Raw genomic sequence first — 20,800 nt, forward strand, 5'->3', positions numbered from 1 at the left:
AATCCATCGATGTGACAACAGTGCCTTATAAACCTTATGATCTGGCAAAACAAGTAGAAGAAACAATAGAAAATGGAACAAGAAAAGAACTTGTATCATCTAACTATTTAACATTAAATAAATATGATATGACAGGCTATAATAAAGTAAAGAATGATAAACCATTCCAACTTGTATCAATCATTGAAGGACAAGGAACAGTAGAAGGAAAAGAAGTGAAAAAAGGAGATCATTTTGTAGTTTGTTCAGATCAAAAAGAAGTTGATTTTGATGGAACAATGACAGTAATGATTTGTACACTTTAATGAGATGTTATCATTGTAGTCATGAAATAAAAGATTCTTCTTTTGCCTATAAAGGAAGACAAGAATGTAAAGAGTGTCATAGTGTTTATCAAATACACTTTCCTTCTGGAGTTGGTTTTATTCCTATAATTATTGCCTTTATTCCAGCATTATATATGGTGACAAGTTTAAGATATTCATTTGTTGTAGGACTTGCTATGTTTGTTTTGTTTTATTGGGCTATTGATATTATTATGAATCATATTTTGATTTATTTAGGTAAATATGAAATTGAAGAAGTTGAATAAAAGAAAAAGGAAGAGTATTATAAAAATATAAATAAAAACAGGGGAGCTTGTAAGCAGGCTGAGAGGAAGTTATCAACTTCGACCCTTTAACCTGATACGGGTAATGCCGGCGTAGGAAGTCCTATTTGATTTTTTACAGGAGCATACCTCCTGTTTTTTTATTTATAAATCCACATAAGTGGCGAATTGAAGGGGAGCGCCTTGAATTTAGTACAAAGCGAGGGAAGCTGTGTTCCAGCGTGAGAGGATACCACCAAGTATCGACCGCAATAAAAAACAAGGAGAGAGAAAAAATGTTAGAAGAAATGTTAAAAAATGTAAGAGAAAAAAGCCCATTGATTCACAATATTACCAATTATGTAACGGTCAATGATTGTGCTAATGTGGTCCTTGCTTGTGGAGCTTCACCTATTATGGCAGATGATCAAGAAGAAGTTGCGGAAATTACTTCCATTTGTACAGGTCTTAATATTAATATTGGAACACTTAATTCACGTACAATTGAATCCATGCTTATTGCGGGAAAAAAAGCCAATGAACTCCATCATCCTGTAGTTTTAGATCCAGTAGGTGTTGGTGCTTCAACGCTTAGAACACAAACAGCTCTAAAACTTTTAGATGAAATTCAATTTTCAGTGATTCGTGGAAATATTTCTGAAATTAAAACACTTGCTTTAGGAAGTGGTACGACAAAAGGAGTCGATGCGAATATTGCTGATAAAGTCACAAAAGAAAATATCAAAGAAGTTGTCCGTTTTGCACAAGAATTTTCTAGAAAAACAGGAGCTATTATTGCGATTACGGGAGCGATTGATCTAGTATGCAATAAAGAAAAAGCTTTTGCCATTGAAAATGGACATGCTATGATGTCTTCTATTACTGGGACAGGTTGTCAATTATCTGCTCTTACAGCATCTTTTATTTCAGCAAACCCTGCTCATTTATTAGAAGCAACACTTGCTGCGGTATGTACCATGGGATTAGCAGGAGAAATGGCACACACTCGACTTACTCGTTTAGATGGAAATGCAAGTTATCGAAATTATATTATAGATGCCATTTACAATATGACTCCTCAACAACTACAAGAAGGTGCAAAGTACCAAGAAGTTTTATTTTAAGAAAAGAGAAAAATTATGAAAACAACAGATAAGATGTTAGAAGCAACAAAAGAATTATGGAAGTCTTATAATGAACTTGCTTTTTGGCAAATGACATGGGATCAAAGTTGTTAATAAAAAATGAAAGATGAAATGTCTTTCATTTTTTTTAAGAAAAAGAAGGAGAATTATTCTCCTTCATAGTTTTCAACGTTATGGTAGATTTTATCTACATCATCACAAGCATTTAAAAGATCCATTAATCTTTCAAATAATTCCATATCTTCTCCTTCAAGAGATACATATTCTTGAGGTGTTGTAGCAATTTCTTCTACATCAAATTCAGCATCAGGACATGCAGCTTCAATAGCATCTTTCATTTTATATAAATCAGTTGGTGCACCTGTTAATTCAATTGAACCATCCTCATGAGTTTCAATTTCTTGACAATCAGCTTCACCTTCCATTAAAGCTTCTAAAGTTTGTTCTTCATCTAAACCTTTAAAAGTTAAAATAGAATATGTATCATATAAATAAGATACAGAACCTTCATTTCCTAATTTAGCTTTAGATTTTGTAAATGCAGGACGTACTTGAGAAATAGTACGATTAATATTATCAGTTAAGCATTTAACAATAACAGTTGAACCACTTGGACCGTATCCTTCAAAAGTTTTTTCTTGATAATCTTCAGTAGCTCCACTTTTTACTTTATCAACTGCACGTTTAATAACATCAGCAGGAACTTGTTCTTTTTTAGCTTTAGCAATAATTCTTCTTAATGCTAAGTTACCATCTGGATCAGTACCACCAGCTTTTGCAGCTAAATAGATTTCTTTTCCATAACGAGAATATAATTTTGCTTTTGCTGCAGCAGTTTTTGCCATAGCAACTTTACGCACTTCATGCGCTCTACCCATAAAAAAGCCTCCTTAATTGTATGTAATCTCAATACTTCGTTATTATAGCGAATACATCAAGGTTTTTCAAGGTTTAATATCAATGACAAACAAGTTTTGTTCATGTATAATGAATAAGCAAATGGGGGATAAAAATGGAAACAATTGTTATTATTGGTGCAGGAGCAAGTGGACTTGCTTGTATGAATGAATTACTAAAAGAAAATAAATATAATATTATTATCTTAGAACAAGCAAAGAAAGCTGCAAGAAAAGTACTTGCTAGTGGAAATGGAAGATGTAATGTTTCAAATTTAAATATGGATATCATGTATTATAATCATCAAGATTCTTTCATTGAAAAATTGATTAAAGAATTTGATGTTATTGATTTCTTTAAACAACTTTCTTTAAAATTACGTTTTGAAAAGAATCTTGTTTATCCATATTCACTTTCAAGTTTATCAGTAAAAAATGCTTTAATGAAAAACATAGATCAAGTTTCATACATTGATGAATGTGAAGTCTTATCTATTAAAAATAATAAATCTTATGAAATTATTACAACAAATGGACATTATCAAGCAGATAAAATTGTGATTGCAACAGGATCACCCGCAAGCCATTTATCAGGACAAAATAATTTAAAGATGTTAGAAAAAATGAATGTTTCTCTCATACCATTTACCCCTAGTCTTGTACAAGTTAAAACGAAACCTGTTTTTAAAGCTTTAAAAGGACAAAGAGTTAAAGGCATTGTCACACTCTATGATCAAAATCAACTCATTGAAAAACAAACAGGTGAAATCATGTTTACGGATTATGGTCTTTCAGGTATCTGTGTGATGCAGTTATCAAGATATTTAAAACGTTTAAAAAATCCTAAACTTGTTTTAAATCTACTTCCTGATATTGAAAAAGAGGAACTTCAACATTATGGTTTAGAAGGTTTCTTCCATGAAAAAATCGTTCATGTTTTTAAAGAAAAAAATATTGATCCGCAACATATAGAAATAAAGATTGTTGATACAATGCCTATTGAAAAAGCACAAGTTTGTCATGGTGGTGTTTCTTTAAAAGAAGTAGATGAAAATTTACAACTTAAGAAATATTCAGGTATTTATGTTTGTGGAGAAGCTTTGGATGTTGATGGTGATTGTGGAGGCTATAACTTACATTTTGCTTTTGCAAGTGGTGTGCATGTGGCAAAATCAATAAAGAAATAAAAGAGTAGTAAATGTGTTTTAAATAGAAATGTTATAATGAATAAGTAAGTGGAAAAACTATATTTACCTAATAAGAAGGAGCTAACTATGGAAAATCAAGAAAAGCATAATATTGAATGGAAAGCAGTTTGGAAAGATGAATATTTAGTTGGTATATGTGCATTTGCTAATGCACAAGGTGGTAAATTTTTTATTGGCATAGATGATAATGGTGAAATTATTGGTGTGGAAAATTCAAAAAAATTATTAGAATCCTTACCAAGTAAAATAAGAGATTCTATGGGAATTGTTGTAAATGTGAATTTACATAAAAAAGACAGTTTGGAATATATAGAAATAGATGTTCCTTCTTATCCGATAACTATATCTTGTAAAGGAAACTATTATTATAGAAGTGGGAGCACATCACAAAAGTTGACAGGTATTGAATTAGAAAGTTTTATTTTACGTAAAAGAGGAGCAACTTGGGATAACGTTCCACACCCATTAGTAAAAATAGAAGATTTAGATCAAAATGCTATTCAAAAGTTTAAAGAACTTGCAATTCGTAAAAAAAGAATAGATGATACTATTTTAGAAGAAGATACGGAAACATTATTAGATAAACTTCATTTAATAAATAATGGTTATCTTACAAATGCTGCCTTACTTTTGTTTTCAAAAGATCCAGAAAGATATTTTACAGGTGCCTTTATAAAAGTAGGATTTTTTGAAACAAATGCTGATTTAATTTATCAAGATGAAGTAAGAGGATCACTTTTTGAACAAATTGATAAAGTTATAGAGCTTATTTTCTTTAAATATATGAAAGCTAAAATTTCATATGATGGACTTCAAAGAATTGAAGAATATTTTGTAAGTGAAGCGAGTATGAGAGAAGCTATATTAAACGCTATTGTTCATAAACAATATGAATCAGGTGTACCAATACAAATAAGTATTTATAAAGATAAACTTTATATTACAAATGTTGGAAAACTACCAGATCATTGGACTGAAAAAACACTTTATCAAAAACATGGGTCTAAACCTTATAATCCTAATATTGCCCATGTGTTTTATTTAGCGGGACACATTGAATCATGGGGAAGAGGAATAGAAAAAATATTTGATTCGTGTATAGAAAACAATTTACCAATGCCAAAGTATTATATTAATCCTACTGATATCATGATTGAATTTGATGCACCCCAAAGATTAGTAATCGATAATTTTTCAAAGGTGAACGATAGGGTGACTGATAGGGTGACTGATAGGGTGACTGATAGGGTGACTGATAGGGTGAACGATAATATGATGAAGGTTCTTAATGTAATTAGTGAAGATCCAGGATATTCATATAATGATATTTCTGATGAGATAGGAATAAGTAGAAAAAGTGTTGCAACTATTATTAAAAAGCTAAAAGATTTGGGAATTATAGAAAGAATTGGAAATAATAAAAAAGGATATTGGAAAATAAAAAAATAGGAGAAGATATGTTAAAAGTAAGTAATATCGCAGTTTCTTTAGATGAAAAAGATTATGCAAAGGTTATCGCAAATACATTAAATATAAGAAAATCACAAGTAAAGAATGTAAAGATTGCTAGAAAAGCAGTCGATGCAAGAAGAAAGAATAAAGTGCATTTTAATATGGGCTTTACTTTTGAATGTGCAAATGAAGATCAATTATTAAAAACACATAGTAAACAAGTAAGTAAAGTTAAAGAATATCATTATGATAAGTTAACACCCAATAATCAAACAATTATGGTTGTTGGAAGTGGACCAGCAGGCCTATTCTGTGCTTATAATTTAGCTCGTAGTGGACAAAAGGTCATCTTAATTGAACAAGGTAAATGTGTTGATGAAAGAAAAAAAGATATAGATACTTATTTAGAAACAGGTAAATTGAATGTGCAAAGTAATGTTCAATTTGGTGAAGGGGGCGCAGGAACGTTCTCTGATGGAAAGTTGACGACGGGTATTAAAGATTATCGTAAACAATTTGTATTAAATACGTTTTATGAACATGGAGCCAATGAAGATATTCTTTATTTAAATAAACCTCATTTAGGAACAGATGTTTTAATTAATGTGGTTAAAAATATAAGAAAAGATATTGAAAAATGTGGAGAAGTGCGTTTTGAAACAAAGTTGGTTGATTTAATTGTTGAAAACAATCAAATCAAAGAAGTTGTTTTAGAAAATAAAGAAGGAACTTATAAAGAAAAAGTAGATCAACTTGTTCTTGCTATCGGTCATAGTGCGAGAAATACGTATGAAATGCTTTATCAAAAACAATTAGAAATTTCTCAAAAAGCATTTGCAGTAGGAATGCGTATTGAACATAGTCAAGAATTTATTAACAAAAGCCAATATGGTAAGTTCTACAATCATCCTGCTTTAAAAGCGGCTGATTATAAATTAGCGGTGCATACAAGTCAAAAAAGAGGAGTTTATACTTTCTGTATGTGTCCAGGTGGTTATGTCATGAATGCAGCCAGTGAAGAAAACCGACTTGTTGTTAATGGGATGTCCAATTATAAACGTGATAATAAGTTCGCCAATAGTGCTATTTTAGTCAATGTCACACCAGATGATTTTGGCAGTTCACATCCGCTTGCAGGAATGTATTTTCAAAGAAAATTAGAAGAAAAAGCTTTTGAACTAGGAGGAAGTGATTATTCAATTCCAGTTCAAAGAGTGGAAGATTATTTAGAAAATAAAGAAAGTAAAGAAAAAATAGAAACAAGTTTAAAAAGAGTTAAAAATGCTCAATTGAATGCATTACTTCCTGAAATTCTGAATATAAATTTAAAAGAAGGACTTCTTTTAATGAATAACAAGATTAATGGTTTTACAAGTGATGCCACATTACTTGGAGTAGAATCAAGAAGTTCAGCACCAATTCGTTTTTATCGTGATGACAATATGGAAAGTAATATCAAAGGAATTTATCCAATTGGTGAAGGTGCAGGATATGCGGGTGGTATTATGTCAAGTGCAATTGATGGTTTAAAATGTAGTGAGGTATTACTCAAAGGAGAGAGATAATGTGTCATTATTTGAGCTTTTGATTATTTCGATTTCATTAGCGATGGATGCTTTTACTGTTTCTATGATGTATGGTATTTCTATGCCTGAAAGAGACATCAAGAAACAAAGCTTCATTGCTTTTTATTTTGGCTTTTTTCAAGCTTTGATGCCTTTTTTTGGTTATCATTTAGGATGTGTGTTTTCTAAATTAGTACAGGCTTATGATCATTATATTGCCTTTATCTTTTTAATGATTGTAGGTATAGGAATGTTAAAAGATGCTTTTAGTGAAGAAGAAACAAGCTATAATTTTCATTTTTTTGATTTAACGATTTTAGCGATAGCGACAAGTATTGATGCTTTTGCAATAGGAATGACTTTTGCCTTTTTGGAAGTTTCTATTTATAAAGCTCTCTTTATTATAGGAATTATTACCTTTTTATTATGTTTGATAGCTTTACAAATTGGGAATTATTTAAATAATAAGTTTCAAAATAAAGCTCTTATTTTTGGCGGAATTGTTTTGATCTTGATTGCATGTAAAACATTACTTGAGCATCTTTTTTAAAAAAAGTATATAATAATGAAGGTGATGAATATGAAAGAAGAAGAAAGAATTATTAAAAATACAATTAAAAGAACGAAAGAATATGATCGAACACTTTCGCCTTATGCTTGTAAAACAAGTGAATGTCAAAAACTTCGAAAAGAAGAAAATGAACATGAAGAATTTGATATTCGTTGGCCTTTTGAAGAAGATATCGACCGTATTCTTTATTGTAAGTCTTATCAAAGATATACCGATAAAACACAAGCTCTTTCCTTTTTTCAAAGTGCTCATATTTCTAAACGTTCAATCCACGTTCAATGGGTTTCACGTATTGCTAGACAAATAGGAAAAGGATTGAATTTGAATTTAGATTTAATTGAAGCGGCTGCGTTAGGTCATGATTTAGGACATACACCTTATGGCCATGTTGGTGAAAGAGCACTTAATGAAAAACTTCAAGAAGCCGGTTTTGGTTATTTTTGTCATAATGCCAATAGTGTTAGAAATATTCTTTATTTAGAAAGAAATGGCAAAGGCTATAATGTTTCTTTGCAAGTTTTAGATGCTATCTTATGTCATAATGGTGAAATGCTTTCTAAAAAGTATGAACCTGATCGTAAAAAAACAAAAGAACAGTTTTTACAAGAATATCATGATTGTTGGCATAAAGAAAATGCCAGTCTTGATTTAAAACCAATGACTTTAGAAGGCTGTGTTGTTCGTATATCAGATGTTATTTCTTATATTGGAAAAGATATTGAAGATGCTATGAGTGTAGGTATCTTACAAAAAGAAGATCTTCCGGAAAAAGTTGTGAAGGTCTTAGGAGATAATAATAAATCGATCATGAATAAGCTGATTGGTGATTTAATGATTCATAGTTATCAAAAACCGTATTTGCGTTTTTCTCACGAAGTTTTTGAAGCTTTATCTACTTTACTTTCTTTTTTAGGGGAAAAGGTCCATCATCATCCTGTTCTTGAAAAAGAAAATGCAAAATTATCAAGAATGGTTAAAGAGCTTTTTGATGTATATTTAGAAGAACTTGAAAATAATGATCAAGATTCTAATATTGTTAAATTTAAAAGTAAGATGATCGAAAGCTATCAAAATACGCCAAATCCTCTCATTGTTTCTGATTATTTATCAATGATGACTGATACGTATGTTTTAAATGATTATGAAAGCAAATTTTTACCGATTCTTCATGGGGAAAAACTTTAATAATTAAGGAAATTGGTGTAAAATAATAATATACAGGAGGGATGGCTTATGAAATTAATAATTGCTATCGTAAACTCTGATGACAGTTCATCAGTACAAGCTGCGCTTACAGAAGAAGGATATTTTGTTACAAAATTATCAACAACAGGGGGATTTTTAAAGAAAGGAAATACAACTTTCTTTATTGGAACAAATGATGATAAAGTTGAACATGCTGTAGGAATTATCAAAGAAAATTCTAAAAAACGTGTAGAAAAGGAACCTACTGTTCCACCTACTGAAATGGGAGAATTCTTTACTCCAATTATGGTAGATGTACTTGTTGGTGGAGCAACAGTTTTTGTGTTAGATATTGAACAATTTGAAAAATTTTAAAAAAAGGACATTGTCCTTTTTTTTTAATCCTTTATAATATTTGTGGGTGAAATTATGGCAATCAAATTATTAAATGAAAAAAGAATAAATGAATTAATTCAATTCATCAATAAAGAAGAAATAACAAAAGAATATTTAAAACAAAATCATAAAATTATTTACATAAATGAAGAACAAGAAATCAATGGGATTATTATCTTTGATGCCTTCAAAAATGAAATTGAACTTTGTTTAGGGAACGAAGAAACAAAACAACGACTCATCAATGTCATCAAAAAAATAGCTTTTAAAGATATTACATATCAAAATAAAACAATAACAATTCCAACCAAACAACAATTTAAACACTATGAAGAAGTTTATACCTTCATACAACAACAAAAAGATCGTGTTTATAGTTTAGATAACTTTAAAAAATACATGCAAGAATTTTTTAACATTCAACATGTTTTAAAGTGTATTCATGTTTGTGGAACAAATGGGAAAGGATCTACTGTTAATTACATGAAAGAAGTTTTAAAAAAACAAGGTTATCAAGTAGGAACCTTTACTTCTCCTGCACTTATTTCACGTCTTGATGTGGTACGTATTAATGATCAATGGATCGATGAACAATTCATTGTGGATGTAGCCAATCGTTATGTCGATACTTGGTTAGAATATGAAATCTCTTTATTTGAAATTGAAGTATTTATTTCAATTCTTTACTTTATTTATCAAGGGGTTGACTATGCCATTTATGAAGTTGGTTTAGGTGGACAATTAGATGCGACAAATATTATCTTACCAATGGTGTGTGTGAACACAAATATTGGTTTAGATCATATGGATTATTTAGGCGATAGCTATGAAAGTATTGCTGGAGCGAAAGCGGGTATTATTAAAGATCACGTTGATTTTATTACGGGCGAACATAAACAAGAATGTTTAGATATTTTTAGAGATACATGTGAAAAACATCAAAGTCATTTGATTCGTTTGGATCGTATTCATGATTTACAAGATGGGGAAAATGTGAAGTATACTTATAAAGATTATAATATTGTTTTAAATACGCCAGCGCTTTATCAAATAGAAAATAGTGCTTTAGCACTTGAAACGTTACTTTATTTAAAGAAACATCAGTTTATTGAATTAGATAATTCTTCAATTATAGACGGTTTATTTGAAGCAAAATGGGCAGGACGTTTTGAAATTATTAGTGAAAAGCCACTTATTATTTTAGATGGAGCACATAATAGAGAAGGTGTTGATGAACTCTATCGTTCAGCACGTAAACTTCATAATCTAAAAATTATTTTTTCAGCTTTAAAAGATAAAGATACAGACTACATGATTGAAAGATTACTTGATTTGACGTATGATATAACTGTCTGTGAATTTAAACATCCTCGTAGTCAAAGTGCAAAATTATTAGCAGGGGATTATCCGGTGAAAATAGAACCGGACTTTAGAAAAGCTTTAGACGATATTTATTTACAAGAAGGAACATTTTTGATTACAGGATCGTTATATTTTATTTCAGAAGTAAGAAAATACTTACTACAAAAGAATTCATAGCAATCAAGAAAGAAGGAGGAGTCTACTTTTAGTAGCAATTGTGTACGGTTTTATATCGGAATTAACGCCCGTGGACTAGCAAGAGGACGAAGCGGGAAAAGCATATGTACGGTTTTATATCGGAATTAACGCCCATGGACTAGAAAGAGGACGAAGTGGGAAAAAAACATATGTACGGTTATTTACCGGAATTAACGCCTGTGGACTAGAAAGAGGACGAAGCAGGAACGATTGGTTTTTAAGTAGCAATCAAACGATGATTCAAATTATATTAGGGGTTATTATTGTTTCGATTGGGATATTTATTTTCTATAAATATCCAATGAAAAGTGATGTGCGACAAATGACATTGGGGGCTTTATTTGTCATTCTAGCTATTATTTTAAAAAGGTTAGCTGTGATGGTACCTTTTCTTGGATTTCCAAGTTTAAAAATTACATTAGAGGTTCTCCCTTTAATTGTAGCAGGGTTAACATTACAACCTGGTTATTGTTTTATAGTTGCTATCGCAACAGATTTTCTAGGCCTTGTCCTAGCAAATGCAGGAGGTTTTCCATTTTTAGGATTTACTTTAAATGCGGTATTACAAACAGAAATACCATGTTTATTAAAGAACTATTTAAGTGAAAAAAATGAAAAACTCTTAGAAAGAATTGTAAAAATAGTCATGCTTGTTATATCCTTATTAGGTTGTCTTTATGTTTTTAAAATCAATGAAGTCAACATTTCAGGATCAATGTATCAAGTCACATTACCAATTAAATTTACAATCTTTGTCATCATTGTTGCAATGCTTGTTATTCTCTTTATTTTTATAAGATATTATAAAAATAAACTTAGACAAGAAGATCTGCGCTTATTTCATTTAAGTATTTTATCTGTTGTCGCAATTGAACTGACAGTAACGATGTTTTTAACACCATATTGGTTACAATCGATGTATGGAATACCGTTCTTTGCATCACAATTTGTAAGAATTTTAAAATCATGTGTGATGATTCCTTTAGGTATTATCATTGTATATACAATGAATCGAATGATTCAAAAAGTTATTAAGTAAAGTTTTGGATATTGTCCAAAGCTTTTTATTTTGTACCAAAAATAAAAGATCAAATTAATAATGAAAATTAGATAATTTTTGACAAATTTATAACAAAAATTACAAAACAGGGCAATATATTTATATATAGATATAAAAAACGGGGCAATTTATTGTACTTAAAATTAAAAAAGCGAGACAATTGGTGTATTGTATGGATGAAGGTGTTGCTTTATGTATAGAAAAAGTTCGATTTCTGTTAGAGAATGGCTTGAAAATTCTAATAAAGCACTTTTAGTAATGGATGCAAGACAAACTGAAAAAACATGGCTTATAAGAGATGAAATTAAAAAGAGCGGGTATAATAAGTTTGAAATAAATTTTATTGACCAACCAGATATGGTTTCATATTTAAACGCAAAAATAAGTGCTGAAGAATTTTTAATTAGATTAAAGATGATTATGCCAGAAGAGTGCAAAGTACATGAAACAGTTGTCTTTTTTGATGAAATTCAAAAATGTCCTGAAATTGTAACAAAGATAAAGTTTCTTGTAGATGAAGGCAGTTTTAAATATGCTATGAGTGGTTCTTTATTAAGGGTGGAACTTAAAGGAATTGCTTCTGCTTCAGTAGGATATTTAACTGTTTTAAAAATGTATTCACTGGATTTTGAAGAGTTCATGATTGCAAACAATGTATCAAATGTAACACTTGATATGTTAAAAGAAAGATTTGAAATGTGCATACCTATAGATGATTTTATACATCAAAGACTTTTAACAATGTTCTTTATTTATCTTATTGTAGGTGGAATGCCTGATGCAGTAAAAACATATATTGAAACAAAAGATAATATAACATATCTACCAATTTATTTATGCTATCTTTTAAAAGAAAAAAAGCTTGAAAAGATGATTATAGATCTAGACCTTTCAGGATTATAAATAAATAACTAAATTAAAAATGATATAAAGTTTTCTTATTTTATTTTTATTTTTTAATAAAAAATTCTTACATCATTTTTAATTTTTTGTTATAATGCTTTTGTAAAAATGATGTGTAGCTAAATGCGTAAGTCCAATCCATTTGGAGATTGGTACTTACGCATTTTTTTATGCAAAAAAGGAGAAAGTGATGGAAAAAAATAAAATGGCAGTAGTGCCTTTAAAAAAATTATTTTGGAAAATGGGATTACCTATGATCATATCAATGGTTTTACAAGCACTCTATAATGTTATAGATAGTATATTCATAACGAATATGAAAAGTGATGGAGTTATTGCCAATCAAGCTTTAACTTTAGCTTTTCCTATTCAATTGTTAATTATTGCTATTGGGGTAGGAACTGGTGTTGGTATTAATGCCTTATTATCTAAAAGTTTAGGTGAACAAAATAAAGATAAAGTTAATAAGATTGCAGGAACAGGAATCTTTTTAAGTATTTGTATTTATATTATTTTCTTGATTTTTGGACTGTTTGGCTCAGAAAGTTTTATAAGATTGTTTGCTGGAAATAATCAGCACGTTATTGCAATGGGAACAATCTATTTAAAAATATGTTGTTGTTTTTCTTATGGTTCTATTGGGTTTACTGTATATGAAAGATTGCTTCAATCAACAGGTAAAACACATTTTTCAACAATTGCTCAAATATCAGGAGCACTTACAAATATTATTTTAGATTATATTTTTATTTATCCAATGAAAATGGGCGTTGCTGGTGCAGCGCTAGCAACAATCATTGGCCAATTTGTATCATTATTTATTGCTATGTATTTTCATTATTTTAAAAATAAAGAAATTAATGTTAATTTGTGTTATATTAAAGCAAATTTCTCTTTAATTAAAGGAATCTATCTGATTGGTGCTTCAGCAGCATTGATGCAAGGATTACTTGCGGTAATGATGGCGGGAATGAACGCTATACTAGGATTAGCTCAAGTTGATCCAGTTATTTTAATTGGTTCATTTGGGATTTATTATAAGATTCAACAAATTGCTTTGTTTTCAGCATTTGGTTTATCTAATACAATTATTTCTATTTTATCTTTTAATTATGGAATGAAAGATAGAAAAAGAATAGATGAATGTATTAAATATGGTATTGTTGATACAATTATTGTTTCTTTAATTATTACTTTATTATTCGAGCTTCTTGCCCATCCATTATCACAATTGTTTGGATTATCAGGAAGTACACAAGAAATGATTAATATTTGTAGTACAGCTTTGCATATTGCAAGTTTGGGATTTGTTTTTATGGGAATTTCTGTAGCAATTCAAGGGGTATTACAATCTATAGGTTATGCGTTTAGACCTTTAATGATTGCTTTGCTTCGATTAGTTATTTTTTGTTTTCCAATAGCTTATTGTTTTACTTTGACAAAAAGTGTAACAACACTTGTTTGGTGGACTTTTCCAATTTCTGAATTATTGACAGTCATTGTTTCACTTATCTTATTGAAAAAATCATATAATGAAAGAATAAGTTCTGTTAAAAATGAAAGTATAACAAATAATTTAGTTATTGCTATTTCAAGAGAACATGGAACAAATGGAAAAGAAATAGCAAGACAAATAGCTAAAGAATTAAATATTGAATTTTATGATAAGGAAAAAATCAAAGAATTTGCCCTTGAGCATGGCTTTGTAAGTAACAAAGAAAATGAAGATTATATCTATAGTCAATTTTTGTCTTTAGATATCAACAAGAATTCTATTATTCTTTTATCAAATGTAATTAAAGAAATTGCTAGAAAAGGAAATTGTGTTATTGTAGGAAGAGCAGCAGACTATATTTTAAGAGAAGATGATCATCTTGTTAAAATCTTCTTATATGCGCCTTTAGAATATCGTATTAATAAAGTAATGGAAATATATAATGATAGTCGAGAAGATGCAATAAAGTATATAGATAAATCAGATTATTCTAGAAAAAGCTATTATGAAGTTATTTCAAATAGAACATGGGGTGATAAATCAAATTATGATTTATGTTTAGATTGTAAACTAGGAAATGAAACGATAAAAAATCTTATTTGTAATTATGTTAAATCGATAAATGAATAAATTAAATGAAGTCTTTCAAAAAATGAAAAGACTTCATTTTTATTTAAGAGATTCTATATAATGGATGCAGTTATAGGGAGGGTATTATGAGTAAGTTAAGAGATCATTATTTATTTCATGCAGGTATTTCATGCTTTTTTTATTTAGGATATGGTGCTTTTACAGTTGTTTTATCGATGTATTGTCAAGACATTGGAATGTCAGCTTCACAAATTGCCTACATTGTTTCTTTTGCACCATTGTTATCAATTGTGACACAACCATTTTTTGGTTTTTTAGCGGATAAATGGCATTCACCAAAGAAAGTATCAATTTTATTATCTTTTGCGAATATGCTTTGTATGTTTCTTTTCGCAATTAGTCGTAATTTTTGGATTTTACTTTTATCTTCAGGATTAGCTGTTTCTTTTATGAATGCAGTAACGCCTCTTACAGATCGTATTGGTGTTTCTTCACCTTATCAATTTGGTAAGATTCGTTTATGGGGTTCAGTAGGATATGCCATCATGGCTCAAGTGAGTGGTCTTTTATATCAATATATCTCACCATTTGCGAACTTCATGGCAGGTATTTTAGGAACATTTATTACGATTATTTGTATTTATATGGTTTCTGATCCAAAACTTTCAGAAGCACCAGAAACCAATGAAAATAAACTATCCACTGTTGTTGTCATGAAAGAACTTGTACATAATATTCCATTTATGTTATTCCTTGTTATTTCCTTTTTCTTTTGGGGAGCATGTTCAACAAACTTTAACTATTTATCAATCTTTATTAAATCCCAAGGAGGAACAGCTTCTCAGGTAGGAACCTACCAACTTTTTGCAACATTATTTGAAATACCAATGATTCTTGCTACAGATTATATTATTAAAAAGATTCCTTATCGTTATATCATGATGTTTGCAGTCATTATGTCAATGCTCAACTTTGCTTGGTATGCAACGCTACCATCAGTTAATATGATTATTTATGTTTTTATATTTAAAGGTTTTTCTACTGTACTCTTTACCATGATTACGGTAAGATTAGTTATGGTTTTAGTAAAAGAAGAATATGTCTCTACAGCATATGGAATTCAAGCAATGCTTGGAAAAGGAGTAGGAGCAATGCTTTTCCAATTAATTGGTGGAAGAATTATTGATGCTTATTCCATGAGTGCTTTTTATCTTTTCTTGTTTGCAGGAATTACAATTGCTTTTGTGGTGACACTTTTCTTTAGAATGCCAAAGAAAGTGAGAGAGTAGTATGTTAGAATTGAATGCAGTTATTTTTGATATGGATGGTTTAATGATTGATACCGAACCCGTAGGGAATATGCTTGTTAAAACATCGCATGAAAAATTTGGATATAAGATTACGGACGATATGTTTGTTCATTTAATAGGAAGTAATGAAAAAACTTCTAAAGAATATTATTATAGTGTTTTTGGTGAAGATTATCCTTATCAAAAAATCAAGGATTATCGAGAACAATTAAGAAATGAATATTTCAAGACTCATCCTATTGAAATAAAAAAAGGACTTTATGATTTATTAGAATATTTAAAAAAGAATCATATTAAAATGGCTGTTGCTTCTTCAACACGTTATGAGCGTGTCTTATCAAATTTAAAAAGTATCAAAGTTGATCAATTCTTTGATGCGATTATTGGGGGCGACCAAATCAAACATGGAAAACCAGCCCCAGATATCTTTTTAAAAGCAGTAGAACTATTAGAAGTCAATAAAGAAGATGCTCTTGTTTTAGAAGATAGTCGAAATGGTATTTTAGCGGCACATGCTGGAAAGATTCCTGTTATTTGTATTCCTGATTTGATTCATCATTCTAAAGATATTCTTGATTTAACTGTAGGATGTTATGATTCTCTTGATCAATTAATAGATGTTATCGTAAAAAAAGATGACAAAGCATGATATAGAACCTGTTTATGATCAAGATTCTAGGATACTTATTCTAGGATCTTTTCCATCTATTAAATCAAGAGAAGCCAAGTTTTTTTATCATCATCCCCAAAATCGTTTTTGGAAACTTCTTGCTGCTTTATTTCAAGAAGAAGTTCCACAAACCATTGAACAAAAGAAAGAATTGCTTATAAAACATCATCTTGCCTTATGGGATGTCATTGAAAGTTGTGAAATTAAAGGTTCAAGTGATGCCAGTATTGCCAATGTTAAAGTCAATGATTTAGATCGTATAGTAAAACATTGTCCTATTGAAATGATTATTACGAATGGAAAGACAGCACAGCGTTATTATTATCGTTATTTTCATTATGATATTCCTGTTTATTCACTTCCTTCTACCTCACCTGCAAATGCGACTTATCGTCTTGAACAACTTATTGAAAAATGGAAGGTGATTTTATGGAATCGATGATTGAATTTATCCATGAAAGAATTGGAAAAAAATATTATGATCAAGGAATTGATTTTACCATGGGAAATGGACATGATACTTTATTTTTAAGCGATTATTGTAAACATGTTTATAGCTATGATATCCAAGCAATGGCTTTAAATAATACTAAAGAATTTATAAAAGATAAAAAGAATGTGACTTTATTTTTAAAAAGTCATGAATATTTTGATGAAGATATTATAAGTTTTGATGTGGGTGTTTTTAATCTTGGTTATTTACCAGGAGGTAATCATGAATGTGTCACACATTATCAAACCACTTTGAAAACCATCGAAAAAGCACTTAATTTATTAAATCCTCAAGGATGTCTTTATATTGCAATTTATATAGGACATGATAAGGGAGAAGAAAGTATACATTTAGAGGAATATTTCCATGCTTTAGATCATAAACTATATAATGTAGCAAAGTTTGAAATGATGAATAAAAAGAATGCGCCTTATGTTGTGATTGTTGAAAAAAGGTAAGTAAAATCAAAAAAACGTGCTATAATAAAGATAAGCAAAGGGGAGATTGTTATGGCAAAAAAAGTGAATATTGAAATTACAAATCCGGTAGGACTTTATGCTTCTCCAGCAACTGAATTAGTTGATGCTCTTAAGCTTTATAAGAGTCATGTCACATTGAATTATGGTGATAAATCAGTAAATATGAAGTCTTTAATGGGTGTTTTGTCTTTAGGGATTCCTCACAAAGCACAAATTGGAATTGTTGTTGACGGAGAAGATGAAGAAGCAGTAGTAGAAATCCTTACTGAAAAAATGAAATCTCTAGAAATAGGAACAATTCAATAATAAAAATACGCTACTTAAATAGCGTATTTTTATTATACTTATTTTATTTTTTCAATATCCATATTTTTAGGAAGTACAAGACTTAAAATAATCAAAATAACAAAGACAACAGCTACACAGTTTTCTGTAAACACATCTTGAATGAGCATTTCAATGCCCGCAATAAATATCTGGTCAATTAAGTTAAAAATAAGTTTTTATAAAAAAGTAAACTATTTTTATAGAAATTTGATGGAGAGAAAAAAGTATGCTATAGTGTAAAAGTAAAAAAAGAAGGAAAGGGAACATAATTATGGAAAACTTTATTAAGTTAATGGCAGCATTTGGTATTGGTTTTGTTATTGTACTTCTTGTTATGCCAAAAGTAATCCCATTTCTACATAAAATGAAATTTGGACAAGTAGAAAGAGAAGAAGGATTAGAGTCACATAAGAAAAAAGGTGGAACACCAACAATGGGAGGTGTTGTCTTTGTATTAGCGGCGGTTATTGCAGCGTTTGTAGTCAATTATAAAAATATCGCCAATCCAAATTTAATCTTAATTACGATTGTACTTGTGGGATATAGTTTAATTGGTTTTGTGGATGATGCTTTAATCATCTTAAAACACCAAAATGAAGGATTAAAAGCTTGGCAAAAATTCTTAATGCAAGCTATTCTTGCTGTAGGATGCTATTTATATTTAGAAAACTTTGTACCAGGATTTACGACAGAGGTTACAATTCCAGTAGTAAAAGTAAATATTGATTTTGGTTGGTTCTATGCCATCCTTGTCTTTATTATGTTTACAGGTGAAAGTAATGGGGTCAACTTATCCGATGGATTAGATGGACTTGCGACAGGCCTTTCTATGGTTGCTATTGCACCATTTATTATCTATGCCATCATGTTAAAAGATTACACAACTGCAAGTTACGCCACTGCCATGGTAGGAGCACTTTTAGGATTTATGTATTTCAACTACCATCCAGCACGTATTTTTATGGGAGATGTTGGTTCTTTAGGACTCGGTGGATTCCTAGCCATTCTTGCTATTCTTACTAAACAAGAACTTTTATTAATTATCGTTGGTGGTGTTTTCTTAATGGAAACTTTATCAGTTATTATTCAAGTTGTTTCATTTAAAACACGAGGAAAACGTGTCTTTAAAATGGCACCGATTCATCACCATTTTGAAATGTTAGGTTGGTCTGAACAACAAGTAACAATTTCATTTTGGTTTATTGGTTTTATTTGTGGAATAGTCGCTATTGTGTTAGGAGTTATGTAATATGTTAACAGGGAAAAGAGTGCTCGTTATTGGTCTTGCACGTAGTGGCAAGGCAGCGGTGAAATTATTACAAAAATTAAACGCTACAATTACAATTAATGAAGGAAAACCTCTTGAACAAATTGATGGGTATCAAGAATATTTAGATGCTGGTATTGAAATTGTTGCCGGTGGACACCCTGATGAACTTTTTGAAAGAGATTTTGATTTTGTTGTCAAAAACCCAGGAATTAATTATCATAAACCTTTTATCTTAAGATTAAAGGAAAGAAAAATTCCTGTTTATACAGAAATTGAACTTGCTTATCAAGTGGCTAAAAAACAACATTATATTGCTGTCACTGGAACAAATGGAAAAACAACAACAGTTACTTTAATTTATGAAATCTTAAAGGCTCAATATAAAAATGTCCATTTTGCAGGAAATATTGGAAAACCTTTATGTGATGTTGTTTTAGAAAATAATTTATTAGAAGAAGAAAATCATTATATTGTTATTGAAATGTCAAATTTCCAATTACTTGATATTGAGAAATTCAAACCAGAAATTTCAACAGTAATTAATTTAACACCGGATCATTTAGATTACATGGCTTCATTAGATGAATACTATGCTTCTAAAATGCGTATTTATGAAAATTGTGAAAGTGATGATGAAATCTTTGTTAATAATATAGATGATGAAACTTTACAAGAATATTTAAAAAGATATCCTGTTTATTGTGGATGTTTAACTCAATCTTTAAATAAACCAGCTGATTGTCGTATTATTGATGATGCGATTTATTTTAGAGGAGAACATATTATTGATTTAAAAGATATTAAGATCGTAGGAGATCATAATGTTCAAAATATTATGATTGCTGCAACAATCTGTATGGTTGCTGGAGTAGATTCGCGTATTATTCGAAAAGTTATTTCAAATTTTAAAGGTGTAGAACACCGCATTGAATTTGTAAGAGAATATAATGGTGTAAAGGTTTATAATGATTCAAAAGCAACAAATACTGATGCAAGTATTATTGCTTTAAAAGCTTTTAAACAACCGGTTATTTTATTAATGGGTGGTTTTGATAAAGGTTTAGATTTAAAAGAAATGTCTACGTATAATTCACATATTAAAAAACTTGTGACTTTTGGGGCTGCAGGTCAACGTTTTAAAGAAGACATGCATCATGAAGATTCTTATTATGAAGATACTTTAAAAGATGCTGTAAATAAAGCGTTTGAAATTAGTGAACCGGGTGATATTATTTTACTTTCACCTTCAACAAGTTCCTTTGATGAATTTAAAGGTTATGAAGAAAGAGGAAGAATCTTCAAACAATATGTTAATGAAAAATAAAAAAAGGATTGTAAGAGAGTGTAAAATAAACTGTGTAAGTCAGGGGCGCGCGACCTGATGAACACAGTTTTTATTTTGTCTATGTTATAATTAGGAGGAAATGAGGATATGAACATGACTAGAAATAAACGTGACCCTAAAAAAGTTGCACTCGCGCAGGCAATCATTGATGCCTATAATCCAAACTCTGTTGAAGATATGAACGATGCTCTCAAAGATCTATTTGGGCCTTTATTTGAATCAATGCTTCAAGGTGAAATGAATAATCATCTTGGCTATGAATCCAATGATAAAGGTATCAAACAAACAGA

20 protein-coding genes, 2 pseudogenes and 1 riboswitch are annotated in these 20,800 nt (G+C 29.8%); of the genes and pseudogenes, 21 read left to right on the top strand and 1 reads right to left on the bottom strand.

Going from position 1 to position 20,800, the window contains the following annotated elements; all coding sequences use genetic code 11:
- From C7U55_RS13685 to thiM, 3 genes and pseudogenes are all read left to right on the top strand, one after another.
- A pseudogene (locus tag C7U55_RS13685) lies at window positions 1-305 on the top strand (mannose-6-phosphate isomerase); the annotation flags it as partial.
- Window positions 305-592, top strand: a complete 288-nt coding sequence (locus tag C7U55_RS12140; RefSeq protein WP_106988786.1) for a hypothetical protein — start codon at window positions 305-307, stop codon at window positions 590-592. The pseudogene C7U55_RS13685 and the gene C7U55_RS12140, both read left to right, overlap by 1 nt.
- Before the next feature lie 29 nt (window positions 593-621).
- A riboswitch (TPP riboswitch) is annotated at window positions 622-727 on the top strand.
- A 158-nt stretch (window positions 728-885) separates the two neighbouring features.
- Window positions 886-1,713, top strand: a complete 828-nt coding sequence (gene thiM, locus C7U55_RS12145; protein WP_106988787.1) for a hydroxyethylthiazole kinase — start codon at window positions 886-888, stop codon at window positions 1,711-1,713.
- 167 nt (window positions 1,714-1,880) lie between these two features.
- Here the strand turns inward: thiM and C7U55_RS12150 are convergent, their stop codons facing one another.
- Window positions 1,881-2,612, bottom strand: a complete 732-nt coding sequence (locus C7U55_RS12150) for a YebC/PmpR family DNA-binding transcriptional regulator (protein ID WP_048923618.1) — start codon at window positions 2,610-2,612, stop codon at window positions 1,881-1,883.
- A gap of 134 nt (window positions 2,613-2,746) precedes the next feature.
- Between C7U55_RS12150 and C7U55_RS12155 the strand changes: the two genes are divergently transcribed.
- The 18 genes and pseudogenes from C7U55_RS12155 to C7U55_RS12240 all read left to right on the top strand — a co-directional run.
- The gene (locus tag C7U55_RS12155; protein WP_106988788.1) at window positions 2,747-3,817 is read left to right on the top strand and encodes an NAD(P)/FAD-dependent oxidoreductase; all 1,071 of its coding nucleotides are present in this window, start codon (window positions 2,747-2,749) and stop codon (window positions 3,815-3,817) included.
- Between the two features lie 87 nt (window positions 3,818-3,904).
- Complete coding sequence (locus tag C7U55_RS12160; protein ID WP_106988789.1) at window positions 3,905-5,287, top strand: ATP-binding protein; 1,383 nt, start codon at window positions 3,905-3,907, stop codon at window positions 5,285-5,287.
- 8 nt (window positions 5,288-5,295) lie between these two features.
- On the top strand, window positions 5,296-6,855 hold the full coding sequence (locus tag C7U55_RS12165; protein WP_106988790.1) for an NAD(P)/FAD-dependent oxidoreductase: 1,560 nt from the start codon (window positions 5,296-5,298) through the stop codon (window positions 6,853-6,855).
- 1 nt (window position 6,856) lies between these two features.
- Entirely contained in the window at window positions 6,857-7,405 is a 549-nt protein-coding gene (locus C7U55_RS12170; protein ID WP_106988791.1) for a manganese efflux pump MntP, read from the top strand.
- Between the two features lie 30 nt (window positions 7,406-7,435).
- Window positions 7,436-8,611, top strand: a complete 1,176-nt coding sequence (locus C7U55_RS12175) for a deoxyguanosinetriphosphate triphosphohydrolase family protein (protein ID WP_106988792.1) — start codon at window positions 7,436-7,438, stop codon at window positions 8,609-8,611.
- A 48-nt stretch (window positions 8,612-8,659) separates the two neighbouring features.
- Window positions 8,660-8,986, top strand: coding sequence for a cyclic-di-AMP receptor (locus tag C7U55_RS12180; protein ID WP_022000754.1), 327 nt, complete (start codon window positions 8,660-8,662; stop codon window positions 8,984-8,986).
- A 54-nt stretch (window positions 8,987-9,040) separates the two neighbouring features.
- Window positions 9,041-10,546, top strand: coding sequence for a bifunctional folylpolyglutamate synthase/dihydrofolate synthase (locus tag C7U55_RS12185; RefSeq protein WP_106988793.1), 1,506 nt, complete (start codon window positions 9,041-9,043; stop codon window positions 10,544-10,546).
- A 256-nt stretch (window positions 10,547-10,802) separates the two neighbouring features.
- Window positions 10,803-11,606, top strand: coding sequence for a folate family ECF transporter S component (locus C7U55_RS12190; RefSeq protein ID WP_106988794.1), 804 nt, complete (start codon window positions 10,803-10,805; stop codon window positions 11,604-11,606).
- 213 nt (window positions 11,607-11,819) lie between these two features.
- Window positions 11,820-12,530, top strand: coding sequence for an AAA family ATPase (locus C7U55_RS12195; RefSeq protein ID WP_106988795.1), 711 nt, complete (start codon window positions 11,820-11,822; stop codon window positions 12,528-12,530).
- A 190-nt stretch (window positions 12,531-12,720) separates the two neighbouring features.
- Window positions 12,721-14,655 (top strand): MATE family efflux transporter, encoded by a 1,935-nt coding sequence (locus C7U55_RS12200; RefSeq protein ID WP_106988796.1) that lies wholly within the window; start codon window positions 12,721-12,723, stop codon window positions 14,653-14,655.
- Between the two features lie 86 nt (window positions 14,656-14,741).
- A complete protein-coding gene (locus C7U55_RS12205; RefSeq protein WP_106988797.1) occupies window positions 14,742-15,905 on the top strand; it encodes an MFS transporter in 1,164 nt (387 codons plus the stop codon).
- A 1-nt stretch (window position 15,906) separates the two neighbouring features.
- Window positions 15,907-16,575 (top strand): HAD family hydrolase, encoded by a 669-nt coding sequence (locus C7U55_RS12210; protein WP_106988798.1) that lies wholly within the window; start codon window positions 15,907-15,909, stop codon window positions 16,573-16,575.
- A complete protein-coding gene (locus C7U55_RS12215; RefSeq protein WP_106988799.1) occupies window positions 16,562-17,038 on the top strand; it encodes a DNA-deoxyinosine glycosylase in 477 nt (158 codons plus the stop codon). The genes C7U55_RS12210 and C7U55_RS12215 overlap by 14 nt, the downstream gene beginning before the upstream one ends.
- Window positions 17,026-17,547 carry a tRNA (mnm(5)s(2)U34)-methyltransferase gene (locus tag C7U55_RS12220; RefSeq protein WP_106988800.1) on the top strand — a complete coding sequence of 174 codons (522 nt, stop codon included), beginning with the start codon at window positions 17,026-17,028 and terminating at the stop codon, window positions 17,545-17,547. The genes C7U55_RS12215 and C7U55_RS12220 overlap by 13 nt, the downstream gene beginning before the upstream one ends.
- 51 nt (window positions 17,548-17,598) lie before the next feature.
- The gene (locus tag C7U55_RS12225; protein WP_106988801.1) at window positions 17,599-17,874 is read left to right on the top strand and encodes an HPr family phosphocarrier protein; all 276 of its coding nucleotides are present in this window, start codon (window positions 17,599-17,601) and stop codon (window positions 17,872-17,874) included.
- Between the two features lie 292 nt (window positions 17,875-18,166).
- Window positions 18,167-19,144, top strand: a complete 978-nt coding sequence (gene mraY / locus C7U55_RS12230; protein WP_048923607.1) for a phospho-N-acetylmuramoyl-pentapeptide-transferase — start codon at window positions 18,167-18,169, stop codon at window positions 19,142-19,144.
- 1 nt (window position 19,145) lies between these two features.
- Window positions 19,146-20,489: a UDP-N-acetylmuramoyl-L-alanine--D-glutamate ligase gene (murD, locus tag C7U55_RS12235; RefSeq protein WP_106988802.1), complete on the top strand. Its 1,344-nt coding sequence runs from the start codon at window positions 19,146-19,148 to the stop codon at window positions 20,487-20,489.
- Between the two features lie 114 nt (window positions 20,490-20,603).
- Window positions 20,604-20,800 (top strand): annotated as a pseudogene (locus C7U55_RS12240) (hypothetical protein); the annotation flags it as partial.

The organism is Faecalibacillus faecis (assembly GCF_003024675.1).
In the GTDB taxonomy this organism is placed as follows: domain Bacteria; phylum Bacillota_I; class Bacilli_A; order Erysipelotrichales; family Coprobacillaceae; genus Faecalibacillus; species Faecalibacillus faecis.

Coding starts and splice junctions, on each gene's coding strand:
- C7U55_RS12185 (WP_106988793.1), top strand. CDS start 9,041: ATGGCAATCAAATTATTAAATGAAAAAAGAATAAATGAATTAATTCAA.
- C7U55_RS12180 (WP_022000754.1), top strand. CDS start 8,660: ATGAAATTAATAATTGCTATCGTAAACTCTGATGACAGTTCATCAGTA.
- C7U55_RS12210 (WP_106988798.1), top strand. CDS start 15,907: ATGTTAGAATTGAATGCAGTTATTTTTGATATGGATGGTTTAATGATT.
- mraY (WP_048923607.1), top strand. CDS start 18,167: ATGGAAAACTTTATTAAGTTAATGGCAGCATTTGGTATTGGTTTTGTT.
- murD (WP_106988802.1), top strand. CDS start 19,146: ATGTTAACAGGGAAAAGAGTGCTCGTTATTGGTCTTGCACGTAGTGGC.
- C7U55_RS12200 (WP_106988796.1), top strand. CDS start 12,721: ATGGAAAAAAATAAAATGGCAGTAGTGCCTTTAAAAAAATTATTTTGG.
- C7U55_RS12220 (WP_106988800.1), top strand. CDS start 17,026: ATGGAATCGATGATTGAATTTATCCATGAAAGAATTGGAAAAAAATAT.
- C7U55_RS12190 (WP_106988794.1), top strand. CDS start 10,803: ATGATTCAAATTATATTAGGGGTTATTATTGTTTCGATTGGGATATTT.
- C7U55_RS12195 (WP_106988795.1), top strand. CDS start 11,820: ATGTATAGAAAAAGTTCGATTTCTGTTAGAGAATGGCTTGAAAATTCT.
- C7U55_RS12160 (WP_106988789.1), top strand. CDS start 3,905: ATGGAAAATCAAGAAAAGCATAATATTGAATGGAAAGCAGTTTGGAAA.
- C7U55_RS12140 (WP_106988786.1), top strand. CDS start 305: ATGAGATGTTATCATTGTAGTCATGAAATAAAAGATTCTTCTTTTGCC.
- C7U55_RS12165 (WP_106988790.1), top strand. CDS start 5,296: ATGTTAAAAGTAAGTAATATCGCAGTTTCTTTAGATGAAAAAGATTAT.
- C7U55_RS12225 (WP_106988801.1), top strand. CDS start 17,599: ATGGCAAAAAAAGTGAATATTGAAATTACAAATCCGGTAGGACTTTAT.
- C7U55_RS12215 (WP_106988799.1), top strand. CDS start 16,562: ATGACAAAGCATGATATAGAACCTGTTTATGATCAAGATTCTAGGATA.
- C7U55_RS12175 (WP_106988792.1), top strand. CDS start 7,436: ATGAAAGAAGAAGAAAGAATTATTAAAAATACAATTAAAAGAACGAAA.
- C7U55_RS12155 (WP_106988788.1), top strand. CDS start 2,747: ATGGAAACAATTGTTATTATTGGTGCAGGAGCAAGTGGACTTGCTTGT.
- C7U55_RS12150 (WP_048923618.1), bottom strand. CDS start 2,612: ATGGGTAGAGCGCATGAAGTGCGTAAAGTTGCTATGGCAAAAACTGCT.
- thiM (WP_106988787.1), top strand. CDS start 886: ATGTTAGAAGAAATGTTAAAAAATGTAAGAGAAAAAAGCCCATTGATT.
- C7U55_RS12205 (WP_106988797.1), top strand. CDS start 14,742: ATGAGTAAGTTAAGAGATCATTATTTATTTCATGCAGGTATTTCATGC.